Source organism: Nocardiopsis sp. iso_186, from assembly GCF_056173365.1.
In genome coordinates, this window is record NZ_CM149670.1 from 2397256 (window position 1) to 2416192 (window position 18937).

At 71.9% G+C, this 18937-nt stretch carries 18 protein-coding genes; 14 read left to right on the forward strand and 4 right to left on the reverse strand.

All coding sequences use genetic code 11. The features are described 5' to 3' along the window. Positions 1-818 precede the first annotated feature (818 nt). The 6 genes from cas3 to cas6e are packed head-to-tail and all read left to right on the forward strand — an operon-like array spanning position 819 to position 8657. Positions 819-3749: a CRISPR-associated helicase Cas3' gene (cas3, locus tag AC0VYP_RS10670; RefSeq protein WP_475473797.1), complete on the forward strand. Its 2931-nt coding sequence runs from the start codon at positions 819-821 to the stop codon at positions 3747-3749. A gap of 31 nt (positions 3750-3780) precedes the next feature. Beyond that, a complete protein-coding gene (casA, locus tag AC0VYP_RS10675; protein WP_285761556.1) occupies positions 3781-5391 on the forward strand; it encodes a type I-E CRISPR-associated protein Cse1/CasA in 1611 nt (536 codons plus the stop codon). Continuing rightward, positions 5388-6044 (forward strand): type I-E CRISPR-associated protein Cse2/CasB, encoded by a 657-nt coding sequence (gene casB, locus AC0VYP_RS10680; protein ID WP_475473799.1) that lies wholly within the window; start codon positions 5388-5390, stop codon positions 6042-6044. The genes casA and casB overlap by 4 nt, the downstream gene beginning before the upstream one ends. Further along, positions 6041-7231, forward strand: a complete 1191-nt coding sequence (cas7e, locus tag AC0VYP_RS10685) for a type I-E CRISPR-associated protein Cas7/Cse4/CasC (RefSeq protein WP_475473801.1) — start codon at positions 6041-6043, stop codon at positions 7229-7231. The genes casB and cas7e overlap by 4 nt, the downstream gene beginning before the upstream one ends. After that, positions 7228-7947: a type I-E CRISPR-associated protein Cas5/CasD gene (gene cas5e / locus AC0VYP_RS10690; RefSeq protein ID WP_285761479.1), complete on the forward strand. Its 720-nt coding sequence runs from the start codon at positions 7228-7230 to the stop codon at positions 7945-7947. The genes cas7e and cas5e overlap by 4 nt, the downstream gene beginning before the upstream one ends. Next, positions 7947-8657, forward strand: coding sequence for a type I-E CRISPR-associated protein Cas6/Cse3/CasE (gene cas6e, locus AC0VYP_RS10695; RefSeq protein WP_285761478.1), 711 nt, complete (start codon positions 7947-7949; stop codon positions 8655-8657). The genes cas5e and cas6e overlap by 1 nt, the downstream gene beginning before the upstream one ends. A 120-nt stretch (positions 8658-8777) precedes the next feature. Here the strand turns inward: cas6e and AC0VYP_RS10700 are convergent, their stop codons facing one another. Both AC0VYP_RS10700 and AC0VYP_RS10705 read right to left on the reverse strand, forming a co-directional pair. Further along, positions 8778-9698 (reverse strand): AEC family transporter, encoded by a 921-nt coding sequence (locus AC0VYP_RS10700; RefSeq protein WP_475474221.1) that lies wholly within the window; start codon positions 9696-9698, stop codon positions 8778-8780. A 133-nt stretch (positions 9699-9831) separates the two neighbouring features. Then, positions 9832-10215, reverse strand: coding sequence for a VOC family protein (locus tag AC0VYP_RS10705; protein WP_285761477.1), 384 nt, complete (start codon positions 10213-10215; stop codon positions 9832-9834). 143 nt (positions 10216-10358) lie between these two features. On the opposite strand from AC0VYP_RS10705, the gene AC0VYP_RS10710 reads away from it, so the two are divergent. Beyond that, a complete protein-coding gene (locus AC0VYP_RS10710; protein ID WP_285761476.1) occupies positions 10359-10745 on the forward strand; it encodes a winged helix-turn-helix transcriptional regulator in 387 nt (128 codons plus the stop codon). Positions 10746-10750: 5 nt separating this feature from the next. Here AC0VYP_RS10710 and AC0VYP_RS10715 read toward each other — a convergent pair whose 3' ends face one another. Then, on the reverse strand, positions 10751-11287 hold the full coding sequence (locus AC0VYP_RS10715) for a kinase (RefSeq protein ID WP_475473804.1): 537 nt from the start codon (positions 11285-11287) through the stop codon (positions 10751-10753). 408 nt (positions 11288-11695) lie between these two features. On the opposite strand from AC0VYP_RS10715, the gene AC0VYP_RS10720 reads away from it, so the two are divergent. The 7 genes from AC0VYP_RS10720 to AC0VYP_RS10750 are packed head-to-tail and all read left to right on the forward strand — an operon-like array spanning position 11696 to position 17655. Next, a complete protein-coding gene (locus AC0VYP_RS10720) occupies positions 11696-12613 on the forward strand; it encodes a DUF6282 family protein (protein ID WP_475473805.1) in 918 nt (305 codons plus the stop codon). A gap of 3 nt (positions 12614-12616) precedes the next feature. Continuing rightward, positions 12617-13540 (forward strand): cupin domain-containing protein, encoded by a 924-nt coding sequence (locus AC0VYP_RS10725; RefSeq protein ID WP_475473807.1) that lies wholly within the window; start codon positions 12617-12619, stop codon positions 13538-13540. Next, positions 13537-14289 carry an HpcH/HpaI aldolase family protein gene (locus AC0VYP_RS10730; RefSeq protein ID WP_285761472.1) on the forward strand — a complete coding sequence of 251 codons (753 nt, stop codon included), beginning with the start codon at positions 13537-13539 and terminating at the stop codon, positions 14287-14289. The genes AC0VYP_RS10725 and AC0VYP_RS10730 overlap by 4 nt, the downstream gene beginning before the upstream one ends. After that, positions 14282-15052: an ABC transporter ATP-binding protein gene (locus tag AC0VYP_RS10735; RefSeq protein ID WP_285761471.1), complete on the forward strand. Its 771-nt coding sequence runs from the start codon at positions 14282-14284 to the stop codon at positions 15050-15052. Before AC0VYP_RS10730 ends, AC0VYP_RS10735 begins: the two co-directional genes overlap by 8 nt. Then, complete coding sequence (locus AC0VYP_RS10740) at positions 15049-15915, forward strand: ABC transporter permease (protein WP_285761470.1); 867 nt, start codon at positions 15049-15051, stop codon at positions 15913-15915. Before AC0VYP_RS10735 ends, AC0VYP_RS10740 begins: the two co-directional genes overlap by 4 nt. Before the next feature lie 23 nt (positions 15916-15938). Further along, positions 15939-17024 (forward strand): ABC transporter substrate-binding protein, encoded by a 1086-nt coding sequence (locus AC0VYP_RS10745; protein ID WP_285761469.1) that lies wholly within the window; start codon positions 15939-15941, stop codon positions 17022-17024. Beyond that, entirely contained in the window at positions 17017-17655 is a 639-nt protein-coding gene (locus AC0VYP_RS10750) for a flavin reductase family protein (protein ID WP_475473809.1), read from the forward strand. Before AC0VYP_RS10745 ends, AC0VYP_RS10750 begins: the two co-directional genes overlap by 8 nt. Positions 17656-17698: 43 nt before the next feature. Here the strand turns inward: AC0VYP_RS10750 and AC0VYP_RS10755 are convergent, their stop codons facing one another. Beyond that, positions 17699-18421, reverse strand: a complete 723-nt coding sequence (locus AC0VYP_RS10755; RefSeq protein ID WP_475473810.1) for an IclR family transcriptional regulator — start codon at positions 18419-18421, stop codon at positions 17699-17701. Between the last annotated feature and the right edge of the window lie 516 nt (positions 18422-18937).

Here is an 18937-nt window from a genome sequence, read left to right on the forward strand (position 1 = left end):
TGTGAAAGGTTCCTTTCTCGACAAGTGAATGAAAGCAGGGTTACTCGCTGGTAGAGTCCCTGGTCGGCAAGAGTGCTCCCCGCGCACGCGGGGATGGTCCCCAGCTCTTGGAGATCTGCAGCGGGGTGGCGGGGTGCTCCCCGCGCACGCGGGGATGGTCCCAACGGCGCGTCGGCCATGCGCGCTTGGGCTTTGTGCTCCCCGCGCACGCGGGGATGATCCCGGGATCGCTTACGGGGCAAGGGAAACGGGGCGGTGCCCCCGTGCGCGCGGGGATGGTCCCCGGTAGCGTGCGGCCGAGAATTTTCCGGTATTGCGCTTCCCGCGCGCGCGAAGACGGCCCCACCTCCTCGAACTCGGCGTGCGCGCGTACGCGGTGTTCCCCCGTGCACGCGGGGATGGTCTCGACGGGGCGAGGTATTCGATAGCGTCGGCGGGTGCTCCCCGCGGGCAGTGGGGATGGTCCTTCCGCGACCTCGTCAATCAGCCGTTCCTTCGTGATGCTCCCCGCGCACGCGGGGATAGGCTCCGGGCCGCTGACCAGCCCGGGAAGGACCGGGAGCATCCCCGCGCACACGGGGATGCCCCCGGTCCCGATCAGAAAGCGTCGGCGCATGTCCTCACCCGATCGCCGTGTATCCGGTTTCTCCTCTGTCGGGCTTCCCCGGAGCGGGCGTACGGAGCGGAGCAGGGCGAATACTCCTCGTGCAACCGGTGATCGGTTGTCAAGAGCCACCCGCTTCCTCTGGCCGCATGAGGCCAAGGCGGATTCAGGTGTTTCGGCACGCTTGGCCGTCCCCTGCCACTTGAATGCCTGCATGACCTCCGACGGCTCCTCCTCACCCTGGGGTTACGGGCTTTCCGAAGCGGCCCGTTCCGTGTGGGCCAAACACGAGCGCGACAGCGACGGCTGGCTCCCGCTGTGGCGCCACATGGGCGACAGCGCCGCCGTGGCCGAGCGCCTGTGGGACGAGTGGGTGCCCCGCCGGGTGCGGGAGCTGGTCGCCGACGCGCTGCCCGGAGGCGCCGACGACGCCCGGGCGCTAGCGGTGTGGCTGAGTGCCACCCACGACATCGGCAAGGCCACCCCGGCGTTCGCGTGCCAGGTGGAGGGCCTCGCCGAGCACATGCGCGCCAACGGCCTCGACATGCCGTTGCAGAAACAAATGGCCGACCGCTCGCTGGCCCCGCACGGCCTCGCCGGTCAGCGGCTCCTCCAGCAGTGGCTGATGGAACGCCACGGCTGGCCCAGGGGCGCGACCGCCCAGTTCACGATCGTCGCCGGCGGCCACCACGGGGTGCCGCCCAGTGACGGCGACATCCACGCGCTGAAGACGCACTCCTCCCTGCTGCGCGACCGCGGGACCGCCGACGCCTGGCGCGCGGCGCAGGACGAGCTCCTCGACCGCGCGGCGGACCTCTGCGGAATCCGCGAACGCCTGGCCGGCTGGCAGGGCGCGAAACTACCCCAGCCGGTGCAGGTCCTGCTGACGGCGCTGGTCATCGTCGCCGACTGGATCGCCAGCAACCCCGACCTCTTCCCCTACTTCCCCGACGGGGTCGCGGGGGACCCCGAGCGGGTGGACGCCGCCTGGCGCCGGCTGGACCTGCCCCGCCCGTGGGCGCCGCGGGAACCCGTCGAGGACACCGCGGCCCTGTTCGCCGCGCGCTTCGACCTGCCCGCCGGCGCCGCCGTCCGACCGGTGCAGGCGGCTGCCGTGGACTTGGCGCGCTCCATGGCGACGCCCGGCCTGATGATCATCGAGGCGCCCATGGGGGAAGGCAAGACCGAGGCAGCCCTCGCCGTCGCCGAGATCTTCGCCGCCCGCTCCGGGGCGGGTGGCTGCTTCTTCGCCCTGCCCACCATGGCCACCGGCAACGCCATGTTCCCGCGCCTGCTCGACTGGCTGGGCCGTCTGCCCGACGAGCGTGCGGGCACCGGCGCGTACTCGGTGTTCCTCGCGCACTCCAAGGCCGGCCTCAACAAGGACTTCGCCGGCCTGGCCCCCAGGAACCGGTCGCGGGCGCGCACGGCCGACGTGGACCGCGACGGCCCCGACAGCGGTTGGCGGCACCGCGACGACAGCGGCAGGGCCTCGGCGGAGCTGGTAGCGCACCACTGGCTGAGCGGACGCAAGAAGGGGATGCTGTCGTCGTTCGTGGCCGGCACCATCGACCAGCTGCTGTTCGCGGGGCTGAAGAGCCGGCACCTGGCGCTGCGGCACCTCGCGGTCGCGGGCAAGGTCGTGGTCATCGACGAGGCGCACGCCTACGACACCTACATGAACTCCTACCTCGACCTGGTGTTGTCGTGGCTGGGTGCCTACGGCGTGCCGGTGGTGGTGCTGTCGGCGACCCTGCCCGCCGCGCGGCGCCGCGAACTGGCGCGGTCCTACGCGGGGGCGAAGAACGGCGCCCAGGGGTTCGCCGAGGTCGAGGCGGCGGGCGAGTACCCGCTGCTGACCGCGGTCGCTCCCGGGCAGGCCCCCCGGCTCGCCCGGCCCGAGGCGTCCGGGCGCGGTACCGAGGTGGTCGTCGAACCCCTCGCGGACGACCTCGACGTGCTGGCCGACCGGCTGGAGCTCGACCTCGCCGATGGCGGCTGCGCGCTGGTCGTGCGCAACACCGTCGCCCGGGTGCACGAGACCGCCGCCCACCTGCGGGCGCGGCTGGGCGAGGACCGGGTGACGGTCATGCACGCCCAGTTCCTGGACCCCGACCGCGCCGAGAACGACGCCGCGCTCCTGGCGGACTTCGGGCCGCCCGGCAAATCCGACGGCACCGCGCGGTCGCACCCGGGGGGCGGGCGCGTCGTGGTGGCCAGCCAGGTCGTCGAGCAGTCCCTGGACGTTGACTTCGATCTCCTCGTCACCGACCTGGCCCCCGTGGACCTCCTGCTACAGCGCATGGGGCGCCTGCACCGCCACCCGCGCGGCGCGGGCCAGAGCGAGCGGCCCGAACGGCTGCGCACCGCCCGCTGCCTGGTCGCGGGCGCGGACTGGACGGCCCAACCCCCCGAACCCGTGCGCGGGTCGGCCACGGTCTACGGACGGCACTCCCTGCTGCGCTGTGCCGCCGTCCTGGAGCCCTTCCTGAGCGGTGCCGGCGACGCCGAGCGCACCGTGGCGCTGCCCGACGCGATCAGCCCGCTGGTGCAGGCCGCCTACGGTCCCGACCCGGTCGGCCCCCCGCAGTGGAAGGACGTGCTCGAACAGGCGCTGAAGTCCCACGACGAGAAACAGGCGGCGCAGCGCGACAAGGCCGAGGCGTTCCTGCTGCGGCCGGTCGGCGCCGACGGCCGCGCCCTCGTGGGCTGGGTCGAGGCGGGCGTCGGCGACGCCGACGACTCCCGCGCGGGCAAGGCCCAGGTCCGCGACACCGGGGAGAGCCTGGAGGTCCTGGTCGTGCAGCGCCGAGCCGACGGCGCGCTTGTCACCGTTCCCTGGCTCGACGGCGACCGCGGCGGGGCGGAGCTGCCCACCGGCGCGGTGCCGCCGCCCGAACTCGCGCGCACCGTCGCCGCCTGCGGGTTGCGGCTGCCCTACCGGCTGACCGTTGACCCCAGAGTCCTCGACACGGCCATCGCCGAACTCGAAGCCGACCGCGTCCAGGCGTGGCAGGCCAAGGAGTCGTACTGGCTGGCCGGCGAACTGGTGCTCGTGCTCGACGAGGACGGCCGTGCCCGCCTGGCCGGCTTCGACCTCCACTACACCCGCTCCGACGGCCTTGAGGTGCGCAGTGCCGACTGAAACCCCCGCCCCCTCCTTCGACCTCGTCCGGATGCCGTGGCTGCCGGTGCAGCGCCTCGACGGATCCGAGACGCAGCTCTCGCTCGCCGACACCCTGGCGCAGGCCCACCGCCTGCGCCGCATCGTCGGCGACGTCCCCACCCAGGAGTTCGCGCTGACGCGCCTCCTGCTGGCGGTCCTGCACGACGCCCTCGACGGGCCGACGGACCCCGACCAGTGGAGCGGGTGGTGGGAGGACGGCTGGCCCGCCGAACAGGTTGACGCCTACCTGGAGCGCTACCGCGACCGCTTCGACCTGCTCCACCCGACGGCGCCGTTCTTCCAGGTCGCGGACCTGAGGACCGCCAAGGGCGAGTACGCGTCGCTGGACCGCATCGTGGCCGACGTCCCCAACGGGGACCGTTTCTTCACCACCCGGGTCCACGGCGCGGTCCGGCTCGGCTTCGCCGAGGCCGCCCGCTGGGTGGTGCACGCGCACGCCTTCGACCCCTCCGGTATCAAGTCCGGCGCGGTCGGCGACCCCCGCGCCAAGGGCGGCAAGGGCTACCCGCTGGGGGTGGGCTGGAGCGGCAACCTCGGCGGCGTCATGGCCGAGGGCGACACCCTGCGCGACACCCTCCTGCTCAACCTGATCGCCGCCGACACCCCCGGCCTGGTCGTCGATGACGACGACGCGCCCGCCTGGGCACGCCCTCCCCTGGAGGCGGGGCCCGCACAGTCCTTCCGGACGCGCCCCACGGGGGTCCGCGCCCTCTACACGTGGCAGACGCGCAGGCTGCGCCTGCACCACGACGCCGAGGGCGTGTACGGGGTCCTGCTCGCCTACGGCGACCCCCTCGTCGCGCGCAACCGGCACAACCGCGAGCCCATGACCGCGTGGCGGCGCAGCCCCGCCCAGGAGAAGAAGCTGGGGGAGGCGCAGGTCTACCTGCCGCGCGAGCACGACCCCGCCCGCAGCGCCTGGCGCGGCCTCGGCGCGCTGGTCGCGGGGCGTGTCCACGGTGCCGCGCAGCGCCAGGAGGCCGCCTCGGTGGTGCGCCCGCGCATCCTGGACTGGATCGCCCGGCTCGTCAACGAGGACCACCTGCCCGAGGACCACCTCATCCGGGCCCGGCTGATCGGCGCGGTCTACGGCACCCAGCAGGCCGTCATCGACGAGATCGTCGACGACGCCGTGGCCATGCCGGTCGTCCTGCTGCACGAGGGCCGGGCCGACCTGGGGGAGGCCGCGATCGGTGCCGTCGTTGACGCGGAGAAGGCCGTCACCGCCCTGGGGGACCTCGCCACCGGCCTGGCCGAGGCCGCCGGAGCGGACACCGAGGGGCCCCGCGACACCGCCCGCGACCTCGGCTTCGGTGCCCTCGACGGTCCTTTCCGCGACTGGCTGCGCACCCTGGCACCCGGCGGCGACCCCGACGAACGGCGGGCCCGATGGCAGCGCGAGGCCCGGCGCGTCGTCACCCGCATCGGAGCCGACCTGGTCGCCCAGGCCGGGGAGGCCGCCTGGACCGGACGGGTCGTCCAAGGAAGGAACGGCGCCGTCTGGCTCACCGCCGCCAGCGCGGACCTGCGTTTCCGCGCCGAACTGAAGAAGCAGCTCTCCTTGTCCGCCGCCGAGCCCACCCTTGAGGCACGCCCATGACCACGACCAGCACGCCCGACCGCACGCCCGCTCTCGGCCCGACCGGGACCTTCGTCGAAGCCCGGATCAAACCGCTCCAGTACGGCTACCTCCAGGACCATCCCGACGCCGTGCGGACCCTGGCCCAGCTGCGCCGGGGCGCCGGCAGGCTCGCCCACGAGGTCCCCGAGCTGTGGGGGGTCGCCTTCGACGACGGCCTCTACACCCGGGGCCTCTCCGGTGAGGAGGAGACCGGCTACGCCGAGAACGCCGCGCACGCCGCCCTCACCCTGTACGCCACCCACCAGCAGTCGCGCCGCGACACGCGCATGCACCTCCCGGGGCGCGGACTCGGCGGCGCCGTGCGCCGCCTCATGCCGCCCGGCGACATCGACGAGCCCCTGCGCCGGCGCTTCGTCCAGGCCGGCAGCGCCACCACCATGAGCACCCGCCTCTACCGCCTGCGCGAGATCGTCACCCTGCTGCGCCGCGAATCCGTTGCGCTGGACTACGCGCTGCTGGCCGACCAGCTCCACCGGGCACAGCGGCCCGGCGGCATGGCGAAGGTCCGCGCCGAGTGGGGCCGCGGCTTCCACGCCCACCGCACCAGGACCGCCCCCGGCACCGAGCCCGCCCCGACCACCGACACGACCACCGACAAGGACGACCAGTGACCCGCACCATCCTCGACATCCACGTCCTGCAGACCGTTCCGCCCAGCAACATCAACCGCGACGACACCGGCGCGCCCAAGACCGCCGTGTACGGCGGGGTGCGCCGGGCCCGGGTGTCCAGCCAGGCGTGGAAGCGCGCCACGCGCCGCGCCTTCGAGTCCATCCTCGACCCCCAGGACCTGGGCGTGCGCACCAAGAAGGTCGCCGAGGTCCTGGCCGAGCGCATCACCCGGCTCGACCCCTCCATCGAGCAGCGCGCCGCCTGGAACCTGGCCGCCGAGACCGTGAACGTGGCCACCGGGACCAAGGTCGAGCCGCCCAAACGCAAGGTGGAGGCCGCGAAGAAGAGCGGAGAGGACGCGCCCGCACCCGAATCCGCCTACCTGGTGTTCCTCAGTTCCCGCCAGCTCGACGGCCTCGCCGGGCTCGCCGTCGAGGGCCGCGACGACATCAAGGCGTTCTTGAAGGACAAGGACAACAAGGCGCGCGCCAAGAGCATCGCCGACACCCGCCACTCCGTGGACATCGCCCTGTTCGGGCGCATGGTCGCCGACGGCGCCGACATCAACGTTGACGCGGCCGCCCAGGTGGCCCACGCCATCAGCGTGCACGCCGTCGAGAACGAGTCCGACTACTACACGGCCGTTGACGACCGCAACACCGACGCCGAACCGGGCGCCGGCATGATCGGCACCGTGGAGTTCAACTCCTCGACCCTCTACCGCTACGCCGCGCTCGACGTTGACCTGCTGGGCCGCAACCTCGGCGAGGGACTGCGCGAGGACGAACCCGTAGCCGAGCCGCTGCGCCGCGCCGTCGAGGCGTTCGTGCGCGGCTTCGTGGAGTCGCTGCCCACCGGCAAGCTCAACACGTTCGGCAACCACACCCTGCCCGACGCGGTCATCGTCAAGCTGCGCGCCTCCCGCCCCATCAGCTTCGTCGGCGCCTTCGAGAGGCCGGTCGTCGCCGAGGGGCAACACGGGCAGGTGCGCCTGGCCAGCGAGTGCCTCGCCGAGTACGTCCCCGACGTCGAGCGCGTCTACGGCGCCGACGACTCCGACACCTGGGTGCTGCGGGTCGGGGAGGCCACCAAGAAACTGGCCGGCCTGGGCACCGAGGTGTCGCTGAGCGGCATGGTCGAGGCCGTCGGCGCGGCCGTGGCCCAGCGGCAGGCCTCCGCCCGATGAGCGGCGTCCTCGCCCTGCGGTTGGCCGGCCCCCTCCAGTCGTGGGGGGCCGCCTCCCGGTTCGCCCGGCGCTTCACCGAGCACGCGCCCACCAAGAGCGGCGTCCTCGGGCTGTTGGCCGCAGCCCAGGGCCGCGACCGTGCCGCCGACCTCTCCGACCTGACGGCGCTGCGCTTCGGCGTGCGCGTGGACCAGCGCGGCACCCGCATCCGCGACTACCAGACCGCCACCCACTTCGTCACCGGCAAGTCCATGCCGGTGTCGGAGCGCTTCTACCTCGCCGACGCGGTGTTCGTCGCGGCCGTCGAGGGCGACGCGGCCCTCGTCGAGGACCTGCACCGCGCGGTCCGCGCCCCGGTCTACCTGCCTTACCTCGGGCGCCGCTCCTGCCCGCCCTCGCGTCCCCTGGACATCGGCCTCTACCCCGACAGCACGGTCGAGCGGGTGCTGGGCGACGTGGAGTGGCAGGCCGCCGAGTGGCACCGAAGGAGCAGCCGTAAGGAACAGAGCATCCCCTTGGACACCCTCGTGGACGCCGCACCCGGCGACGAACGGGTGGACAGCCTGCGCGACCTCCCCCTCAGCTTCGACCCGCTGCACCGCCGCTACGCGCTGCGCGGTGTGCGCCCCGGGACGGTCGAGCTGCCCAACCCTGAGGCCCGGGCCGCGACCGTCCCCGACCACAATCCGACCGCTGTCTTTCCCGGAGGCGACTGATGCACCTCACCCGCTTTCGCCTCAACACCCTCCGCCAGGGCGCGCGCCGGCTGCTGTCCTCCCCCCAAGCCATGCACGCCGCCGTCATGGGGTCCTTCGCCGCGATACTGCCCAGCGACACCGACGCGCCCCGCGTGCTGTGGCGCGTTGACCGCAACGCCAGGGCCGAGGTGTTCCTCTACGTTGTCGGCCCCGACCGGCCCGACCTCACCCACCTGGTCGAACAGGCCGGCTGGCCGACCTCCTCCGAACCGGGGTGGGACACCCACGACTACGCGCCGTTCCTGTCCCGGCTGGCCAAGGGCGACACCTGGGCCTTCCGGCTCACCGCCAACCCCGTGCACAGCATCCGCCGCGCCGACGGCGAACCCACCAAGCGCACCGCGCACGTCACCCCCCGCCACCAGATGGGCTGGCTGCTGCAACGCCAGGACACGTCGGGTTTCCGGGTCGTGGAGAAGCCGGCGCACGCGCGCCGGCTGCCCGAGGGCGACGAGTATGAGCTGATCGTGCACGACCGGCGCAGCGCGGCCTTCGGCAAGACCGAGCGGCAGACGGGGCGCAGGAACCGCGTCCCCCTGACCACCGCCACCTTCGACGGACGCCTGGAGGTCACCGACCCCGACGCGCTGCGCACCGTCCTCACCACCGGGCTCGGGCGCGCCAAGGCGTACGGGTGCGGGCTGATGACCCTGGCGCCGGTTGCCTGAACTGTTGACCGTCGGCAAGAGCCGGGCCTCCACCCTCCGTGAACTCACCCGGGTGGGGGACCGGGCCTCGTTCGTCTGGTCAGCGAGGGTGCCCCCGCGCACGCGGGGATGGGCCCTCTTTCACCCCAGCAGGGCCGCCACGGTGATCAGTACCGGGACCGACAGCATCGTGGACAGCAGGATCGATTCCCGGGCCAGCCGTTCGGCGACGCCGTAGCGCGACGCGTAGGTGAAGAGGTTCTGCGCGGCGGGCAGCGCCGAGGTGATCACGACACCGAGCAGGGCCGCGCCGCTCAGGCCGAACACCCAGCTCGCCAGCGCCCAGGCGACGAGGGGCTGGCCCGCGGACTTCAGCCCCACGGACAGCAGCACCGGCCCGCGGTCGGGCCCGCGTCCCGGCAGGGCGCTGCCGTGCAGGGAGATCCCGAACGCCAGCAGCACCGCGGGCACCGACATGTTGCCGATCAGCACCAGCGGCTCCAGCACCAGCCCCGGTACCGTCCAGCCCACCGACGACACCATCACCCCGCACAGCGACCCGACCGCCACCGGGTTGCGCAGCGGGATGGTCAGGCGCTGCCACACCGTGCGCTTCTCGCCCGATCCCGACAGGTCGAGCACCGTGAGGGCGATCGGCGTGATCACGATCTGCTGGAGCAGCAGCACCGGCGCCACGAGCGAGGCGTCGCCCAACACGTACACGGCGATGGGGATGCCGAGGTTGCCCGCGTTGACGTAGCCCGAGCACAGCGCCCCGATCGTGGTGCGCCCCACGCCCCAGCGGCGCAGCGCGCCCACCGCCACGAACACCCCAGCGACGACGGCCGTGCTGATCGCGGTCACCAGCAGTCGGCTGGAGAGGATCACCGACAGGTCAGTCTGCGCGAGCGTCGTGAACAGCAGCGCGGGCGTCGCCACGTAGAAGGCGAGCTTGGTGAGGACCTCGCGGCCGTTCTCGCCGAGATACTTCAGCCGCCCGATCACATAGCCGACGCCGATGATGGCCGCGATGACGGTGAAGCCGGTCAGCACTCCCTGCATGGCCCGGCCAGGTCGCACGCGGAAGCGGGCCGCCGGAGCGGCGTGCACGTGGTGATCATGGGGCCAATCCTCCTGACGCGCGTCGCCCGAGGTCAACGTGATCTTCGACCGGGTGCGGCGGGGAAGGGGCGGGTCAGTCCCGTCCGAGCACCTGCCGGACGAGCCCGGGCGTCCACTCCACGTACTCCACCTCGGCGCCGCCCGCGTGCCTGGCGTACAGGAACCGGCCGGTCGCGCTCGCGGCCTCCGGGGTGGTCACCTCGGCGCCGTGCGCCGCCAGCTCGCGCGTCAGTTCGTCGAGGTCGGAGACGACCACGGTCGCCGACGCGTGCGCGTACCGGGCGCGTACCCCCGGCGGTCCGGCGACGACCAGGAAGTCCCCGATCGCGGCCAGTTCCACCCCCTCGAACGCGAACCGCAGGTCGGGTCCGCGCCCCACCAGCGAGCGCAGCAGGGGCAGTGTCCGGTCGAGGTCGTCGGCCCACAGCCGGGCGTAGGTCTTCAGGATGGTCGTCACGGTGCTCGTCCCGTCGGTCGGAGGCGGTTCGGGGCCGGATACCGTCCGGGGAGGATCGCCCCGGCCCGCTACTGGCGGGAATGCTAGGCGGCCGGCAGGCGTCCCTGGAAGAAGGCACTTTTTCGTGAGAGGGGAACCCCGAGGTGACCGAACAGGTCAGCGGTGCGTCCGGCACCGCCGATGTGACGCGGGTCAACGCCGTGGCCAACGAGGTCTTCGCAACCGTCGCCGGCCGGTGGGCGCTTCCGGTCGTCTACGCCCTGGGCCCCGACACGCTGCGCTTCACCGAACTGCGCGCCGCGCTCCCGGGCGTCAGCCACAAGATGCTCACCCAGACGCTGCGTGCCCTGGAGCGCGACGGCCTGGTCAAACGGCTGGTGCATCCGACGGTGCCGCCGCGCGTGGACTACTCGCTCACCGAGGCCGGCACGGCCCTGCGCGCGACCATCGACGGCGTGTGCGACTGGACCAGGCGCCACCTCGACCACATCGACGCCTCCCGTCGAGACTTCGACGTCTCCGCTGGTTAGCCCGGTCACGAACCGGCGGGGTGCGCGGGGGACAGGCCGGTGTCGGCGACGATTCGCCGCACGGTCTCCGGCAGGGTGCTCGCCGCCCCCACGACCTGTTCGTACCCGCCCGGCAGCAGGTCCGACTCCAGGTACCACGCGCGCATCTGCTCCTCGCCGATCTCGGCGGCCACCGGTTTCGTGGCGTGGCGGCGCAGCGTCTCGGCGAAGGGGACGTCCAGGTAGTAGTAGCGGCTCCGGCCGAGGTGGTCGGCGCGCAGAGCCTCCAGCACAGGTCCGTAGCGGTCGGCGTAGAGGATTCCTTCCACGACGACGTGATAGCCGGCGTCCAGCGCGTATCGGGCGACCGTGTCGATGAGCCCGATGTGCGCGGCGCCCGGGGTGTCCCGTTCCCGCAGGACGTCGCGTCGGATGGTGTCCTGGGCGATTAGTGCCACGCCCCGGCCGTGGTGCTCCCGCAGGGCGCGGGCGATGGAGCTCTTCCCCGAAGCGGAGTTGCCGCGCACCACGATCAGCACCGTCGCTGCCGAACCCGTCCGCACAGGGGAACCCTACCGACCGGCAGCGGGGGAGCGGGGGCTTTTCGTCCGCAACGGTTCGGGCCCCTCCGGGGCCGGCCGCGTGGTCTCCGCGGCCGGGTTCCCGGCGTAGCGCCGCGCCCCGGCTCCCCTGTAGGTCTCCCGACAGGCGCTGGGCGAGTTTAGGACGCGCACCCGCCGCGGGCGGGGGGAGAGGACGCCGGGGGTGCGGGCCGTGGAGGCGGATACCGCGCCCGGGAGGCATCGTCCCTGCGTAGCGAACCCCCTATGCCGTAGAGGTTCTCGGCATCCCGTGGCACCACGGGCGACGCCGCCCTGCCGCGAGAGGCCAAAAGACAGGCTTGACAGTCGCCATATGAACATGAATGATTTAATACGAACATGTGACCCTGATCTCAAAGGTGTGCCCCTATGACTGTTACGTCCCTCCCGCCCATCGCGGAGGCTCTCGACGGAGCCGTCGATCTGCACTGCCACTCGGGGCCGAACCCGTTCGCGAGGGAGTTCGACCACGTGGAGGCGGCTCGCGACGGCGAGCGCTTGAACATGCGCGGCATCCTGGTCAAGTCGCACCACCACAACACCGTCATGGACCTGCTCGCGATGCACCGCGAACTGGACGGCATCGCCACGCCGATCTTCGGCGGGATCGCCCTCAACGCCCAGGTGGGCGGGCTCAACCCCTACGCTGTCGCGATGTCGTTGCAGATGGGCGGGCGCGCGGTGTGGTTCCCCACCTTCTCCAGCCGCTGCCACTGCGAGAACGAGCACCACGGTTTCCCCGAGTCCGACTACGACATCCCCAACCGGATCGTCAACGTGGTCGACGCCGAAGGCCGCCTCGTTGACGCCGCCCACGAGGTCATCGACCTCGTTGCGGAGTCCGACGCCCTCCTCTCGGCGGGCCACCTGGAGCCCGCCCAGTCGGCCCAGCTCTTCGCCGCCGCCACCGAGCGGGGCGTGCGGCGCATGATCCTCAGCCACCCGAACTTCGTCGTTGACGCCGACGTCGAGCGTTGCCGCCAACTGGCCGGCCTCGGCGGTTACATCGAGCACGAGGTCGGCATGTACGACCCGCAGGGCTTCCGCAAATGGGACCCGGGGCTGTTGATGGAGTGGATCCGGGCCATCGGCCCCGACCGCACGGTGCTGTCCTCGGACCTGGGGCAACGAGGGCGTCCCATGCCGGTTGACGCTTTCATGCGGGTCGGCGGGGAACTGCTCCGCAGAGGTCTGTCGGTCGAGGAGCTGCGCCAGGTCACGTCGCACAACGCAGCCTTCCTGCTCGGCCTGGACGACGAGCGGCCCGCCCCGGTCGAAGGGCGCTGAACGATGGCCTATCTCGCGAGTGACCCGCGCAGCCAACTGGCCGCCTCGACCGAGCCCGACGCCGATGCCGCGCTCGACCCGCAGTACTTCGCCTTCGACGAGCTGGCTCCCACCGAGACCACGGGACACGGCGGACGCCTGTGGACGGTACGGGCCGCCAACGTCGCCGTCGTCTACGCCGAACACGCCGACGGCGACGTCCTCGACCGCGAGGACACCGACGAGACGATGCTCGTGGTCCTGCCGTCCGCGGGCCGCCTCACGCTGAGCACGGCGCAGGGTGAGGCGGCCACCGTCGCACCGACGAGCATCGCGACGGTCCGGCCGGGCCCCTGGCGCTACGAGGTCGAGGGGGCACTGCGGCTGCTGCGCCTGCACACGACGGCGACATCCGACGTGCTCGACCGGGCGCTCAACGCCGACGCCTACGCCGACGGCCTCGGACTCAGCGTTCGCGCCACCCCGTGGCCCGCTCCTGCCGGCGACGCCGCGATCCGCGTCTACGAGGCAATCGAGGACATCGCCCCGCAGGAAGGACGCATGGGGCGCATCTTCCGCAGCCGCCACGCGATGGCGAACGTGCTGTACCCGCGCGTCGGCCCCCGGGACCCGCGCACGCTGTCCCCCCACACCCACGACGACTTCGAGCAGTTGAGCTTCGTCGACGCCGGCGAGTACGTCCACCACATCCGACGCGCGTGGGGAAACGACCGCACCGCCTGGCGCGCCGACGAGCACCACCGGATCGGCGGGCCGTCGCTGACCGTCATCCCGCCGCCGCTGGTCCACACGAGCGAGGCGGTCGGGGCGGGCGAGAACCGCATGATCGACATCTTCGCCGGACCGCGCGATGACTTCTCGCGCCGACCCGGCTGGGTCCTCAACGCCGAGGACTATCCGGCCCCGCGACGAGAGGAACTCCAGTGAGCTGGGCACGCAGGTCCGACGGCACGTGGTGGGCCGCCTGGGTCAAGCTCGACTCCTGGGAGTCCACCACCATCCTCGCCCACGCCGGGATCGAAGTGATCGTCATCGACGCCGAGCACACGATGCTGGACCTGTCGGCGATCGCCCGGCACATCGCCGTCGGCCAGGCCCACGGCCTGCGCACCCTCGTGCGGATCCCCGACCAGGGGGCGTCCTTCGTCCAACGCGTCCTGGACGCGGGCGCCGACGGGATCGTCGTCCCCCACGTTGACGGTCCCGCAGCCGCCGCCGCGATCGTGTCCGCGACGCGGTTCGCCCCCGAGGGGCGGCGCGGTTCAGGTGCGACGTCGCGCGCCGGGGCATGGGGGCGGCGCCCGCGAGCCGACTACCTGGCCCGGCCGGTCGAGGTGATCGCCCAGATCGAGTCGCTCGCCGCGTTGGAGGCCGTCGAGGACATCGCCGCAGTCGAGGGGATCACCGGACTCCTCCTCGGGGCAGCGGACCTCACGCTCGACGCCCGCCGTGTCGTCGCCGACGCAGACGCCGTCGTCGCCGCCGCTGCCCGGGCGCACGGGATCGCCGCGGGAGCGGCCGGCGGCCCTGACGGCGCCGCACGCGCCCGCGAACTGGCGTTGGACTTCTTCGTCGGCGCCGCCGACACGACACTGCTCGCGGACGCGGCCGCAGGTGCCGTCGAGCGTATGCGGGCACACGAGGACCACACAGGAAAGGCGCCGCTCCATGCATGAACCGGTCATGAGCTTCATCCACGCCAAGAAGCACTACCGCGGTGGGACGGTGGCGGTCGAGGACTTCCACCTCGACATCGCCGACGGGGAGTTCGTCTCCATCGTCGGGCCGAGCGGATGCGGCAAGAGCACGCTGCTCAAACTCATCATGGGCCTGGAGCCGCTGACCGAGGGCAGTATCGAGTACCGGGCCGAAGCGCGCAGCGAGTCGGCGATGACCGGGATGGTGTTCCAGCAGCCGCTGCTGCTGCCGTGGAACACCGTCCTGGACAACGTGCTCGTCCCCTCGACGCTGCAAGGGCGTTCGCAACGGCGGCGCGACGAGGACCGGGCCCACGAGCTCCTCGCGATGCTCGGACTGTCCGACTTCGCCGCCAGCTACCCCTACGAGTTGTCGGGCGGGATGCAGCAGCGCGTCGGAATCGCCCGGGCCCTCCTGCACGACCCGCGGATCCTGCTCATGGACGAACCGTTCGGCGCACTCGACGCGATGACCCGCGACCAGCTGACGATGGACCTGCTGGACATCTGGGAGCGGGACCGCAAGACCGTCGTGTTCATCACCCACAGCATCTCCGAGGCGGTGCTCCTCTCCGACCGCGTCGTCGTGATGACCCCCCGTCCGGGGCGCATCGGCGACGTCGTTGACATCGACCTGCCGCGCCCCCGCACCCTCGACGTCGTGAGCACCGCCGAGTTCGGCGAGTACGCGCGTCGCATCAGAACCGTTCTCGACAAGGCCGAAGTGGTGACCACCCCATGACCACCCCACCGCTGGATTCCCCGCCGGCCGGGCGGACCCTGACCGTCCGCCGCGAGGCGGGTGGCACCGAGAGGCGCCGCCGGCTCTCCGACCTGCCCGGCTGGTTGCTGTCCAGCACCACGGTGCTCGCCCTGCTGATCGTCTGGGAGGTGACGGTACGCACGTTCGAGGTCTCGGAGATCTTGTTCCCCGCGCCCACCCGGATCGTCCAGGCACTCGTCGAGGGCTTCACCCACGGGCCGTTCCTGCGCCACACCTGGGTCACGCTCCAGGAGATCATCTACGGGTTCTGTATCGCCGCGGTCTCCGGGCTGCTCGTCGCCGTGTGGGTGAGCTCTTCGCGGCTCGCGGAGAAGATCGTCCTGCCGATCGTGGTGGTGCTGCAGACCGTGCCGAAGGTGGCGCTCGCGCCGTTGTTCCTCGTCTGGTTCGGCTTCGGCATGGAGTCGAAGATCCTCACGACGGCGCTGATCGCGTTCTTCCCGATCCTGGTCAACGCCACGCTTGGCTTCAACTCCACCAGCAGCGACCAGATCAACATGATGCGTTCCTTCGGGGCGACGCGTCTACAGGTCCTCACCCGGCTGCGCCTGCCCACGGCCGTCCCCAGCATCGTCGCCGGCCTGGACGTGGCGGTCGTGCTCTCGGTCATCGGCGCCATCGTCGCGGAGTTCGTGGGCTCCCAGGCCGGACTCGGCTACCTGATCATCGCCAGCAACACCTCACTGGACGTGGCCACGATGTTCGCGGCTCTCGTCGTGCTGTCGGTCATCGGCCTCGTCCTGCACTACGCGGTCGTCTTCGGGGGGCGGCGGCTCGCGTTCTGGTCCGAGGAGAACCGGGCCCGCTCCACCGGCAAGTAATGCTTCGAACCGAAAGAGAACTCATGCCCATCACACACGCTTTTCGTAAGGTTCTACAGGGTGGCGCGGTCCTGGCCATCACCCTCCCGCTCGCGGCCTGCGGCGGGTCGGGGAGCGGCGACGGTGCCCAGCAGGTCTCCATGACGCTCGCGACACCGACCTGGAACGCGGGGATCGCCTCGATCGCGGTCTCCGAGGAGATGGGCTACTTCGAGGACGAGGGCCTGGACGTCGAGGTCATCCTGACCGACTCCGCGACGACCCAGGCCCAGCAGATCGCGACCGGGCAGGTCGCGACCGGGGCCGTCAGCCCCGAACCGGTGATCCTCGGACGCCAGCCCGGCAAGAACCTCGACCTGACCTACTTCATGTCCTACTACAAGGACAACATCTACGGCCTGAGAGTCCCCGCCGACAGCGACATCACCTCGATCGAGGACCTCAAGGGCAAGACGGTCGGGGCGATCAGCCTCGCGAGCGCCTCGGTGACGCAGGCGAAGGCTGGTCTGCGCGAGGCCGGGATCCCGGAGGACTCGGTGACGTTCGTCGCGATCGGGACGGGAGGCCAGCAGGCCGCGGCGGTGGAGAACGGCCAGGTTGACGCGATCGCATTGCTGGACACGTCGTTCCAGGTCCTTGAGAACCAGGGCATCGAACTGCGCGAGATCGAGGTGCCGGGGGCCGAGAACCTCACGAGCGGCGGACTCGCGGCCCGGGCCGGCGACCTGGAGGAGGACCGTGAGCTGTACGTCAAGCTCGGTCGCGCGGTCGCGAAGGGCGTCGTCTTCAGCGAGGCCAACCCCGAGGCCGCGATCAAACTGCTGTTCGACGCCTATCCCGAGGCGCGGCCCTCCGGGCTTGAGGACGACGTCGCCGTGGCGTCGTCGGTTTCCGTCCTCGAAGCGCGACTGGCCAACCTGGGCGCCGACGACGACCCCTACGGGGCGGTTGACCCGCAGGCCCTGCAGGCGACCGTGGACTTCCTGCTCGAAGCGGGCGAGCTGACCGAGCCCGTGGACCCCGCCGACCTGTACGACGACACGCTGATCGAGGACATCAACGACTTCGACCGCGACGCCGTCCGCCAGGAAGCCGCCGATCATGCCTGACGACGAGATGACGGCGATCGACCCCGAGGGCCTGAGCGCGCAGGAGAACTACCGGCTGCTCACCGGATGCGTCGTCCCCCGCCCCATCGCCTGGGTGACGTCGGTGGGCCGGGACGGGGCGGCGAACCTGGCACCGTTCAGTGCCTTCACGATGGTGTCCAACGAGCCGCCCATGGTCGGGATCAACATCGGCCGGCGTTCCGGCGCGTTCAAGGACACGGCCCGCAACATCGCCGAGCGGGGCGAGTACGTCGTGAACATCCCCGGCTGGGAGCAGTGGACGGACGTCCACCGGTCGGGGGACGTGCATCCCCCGGACGTTGACGAGGCCGAGCTCCTCGGCCTCGAAACGGTGCCGAGCGACGTGGTGGGCGTGCCCCGATTGGCCGCCGCGCGGGTGAGCCTGGAGTGCCGGCTGGCGCGCGTGGTGGAGTTCGGCCGGGCCGGCGCGCAGTTCACGGTGGGCGAGATCGTGCGGTTCCACGTGCTCTCGTCGGCCCTGGACGGCCTCAAGATCGACACCACGGCGATCGACCCGGCGGCGCGCCTGGCCGGACCGACCTACGGACGGCTCGGGAGCGTCGAACGGTTCGGGGGCGTTGAGCCGGGCGGAGTCGCGCAGGCGCCGTAGCCCGCCGAAGGCACCTGACCGGCAAGCGGCGGCCGGGACCGGCTCACTCGGGGGCGCCGAGCGACCGGGAGATCGTCGTCGCCGCGTTTCGCAGCGCCGCCAGCTCGGAACTCTCGGCGTGGACGTCGAGTACGTCGCGGGTGCTCAGCAGCGCGAGTGAAGCAGCGAGGCCGTGCTCGTCCCACACAGGGGTGGCGAGCACGGCGATGCCCCGGGTACTGACCTGCGCGGCATAGCCGCGCTCGGCCGTCTCGCGCACCAGCCGCCCGATCCGTTCGCGCTCCTCGGTCGGGAGCTGTCGCGCGGCCCGTGCCACGCTGGGGGCGTCGGACATGAACGTGTGGAAGACGCCGGTCTGGGCGGCGGCGGTCAACAGCTGCATCCCCACCCGCACGGAGACGACGATCTCACGGCGCGGGGGTTCCTCGACGTGCGCGACGACCGGTGACGAAGCGCCCCAGAGCGACAGCACCGCCGTGATCTCGGTGTCGCGGGCCAGGGTCTGCATGGGCTCCACGGCGAGGCGCAGGATGTCGCGGCGGCCGAGGGCGAAGGCGCCGAGCTGTACGAGCGTCGGTCCCGGGGCATACGTGCGGTCGTCGCGCAGGGCGAGCACATTGGCGTTGACCAGGGACGTCAGATAGCGGTAGGTCGTCGTGCGATTGAGCCCGATGAGGTCGGCGGCTTCCGATGAGGTCACCGCTTCGCGATGCGGGCCGAACAGTGCGAGGATCATTCCCACCCGGTCTACCGCTTGGATGTCCACCCAGAGCCCCTTGACTCGATGTGTTCCGCTTGTTCATATGGCGACCACATCGTACCCCGCGTGTTGACCCTCGAAGGGGCGAAACCGGTGCCCGGAAGGACCGAAGTCCCACCTTCTCAGCCCCGAGCAGGGCCGGTCGGGAGCCGACGGCCACAAAAAAGGGGGAGGGCCCGGCGCCCCTGGCGGGGGGCGCCCCAGCCGGCAGGGGCGCCGATCGCGGATCGGCCGGGCACCCACCCGCACACGTCGGCGGATGCCGTCGATCGACGCGCGCCCGTACCGTGCGGGTGGCCGGCCGGTGCAGGAGCCGGGCAAAAGCGGCTCGGGCGGGCCTCACCAGGCGTCGGCGGGGCAACCGCGCACGGGCCCGGCCAAAGTCGCGGCGACGCCTTCGGCGGGCCCGGTTCCCTCGGTCCTGGACTCTTGCGCCGAAGGGTTCGCCCATGCGCGGGGTGATGCGCCCGCGGTTGCCGATTCGACGCTCGTGTTCCTGCCCCGACCGGTTCCCGAACGGGC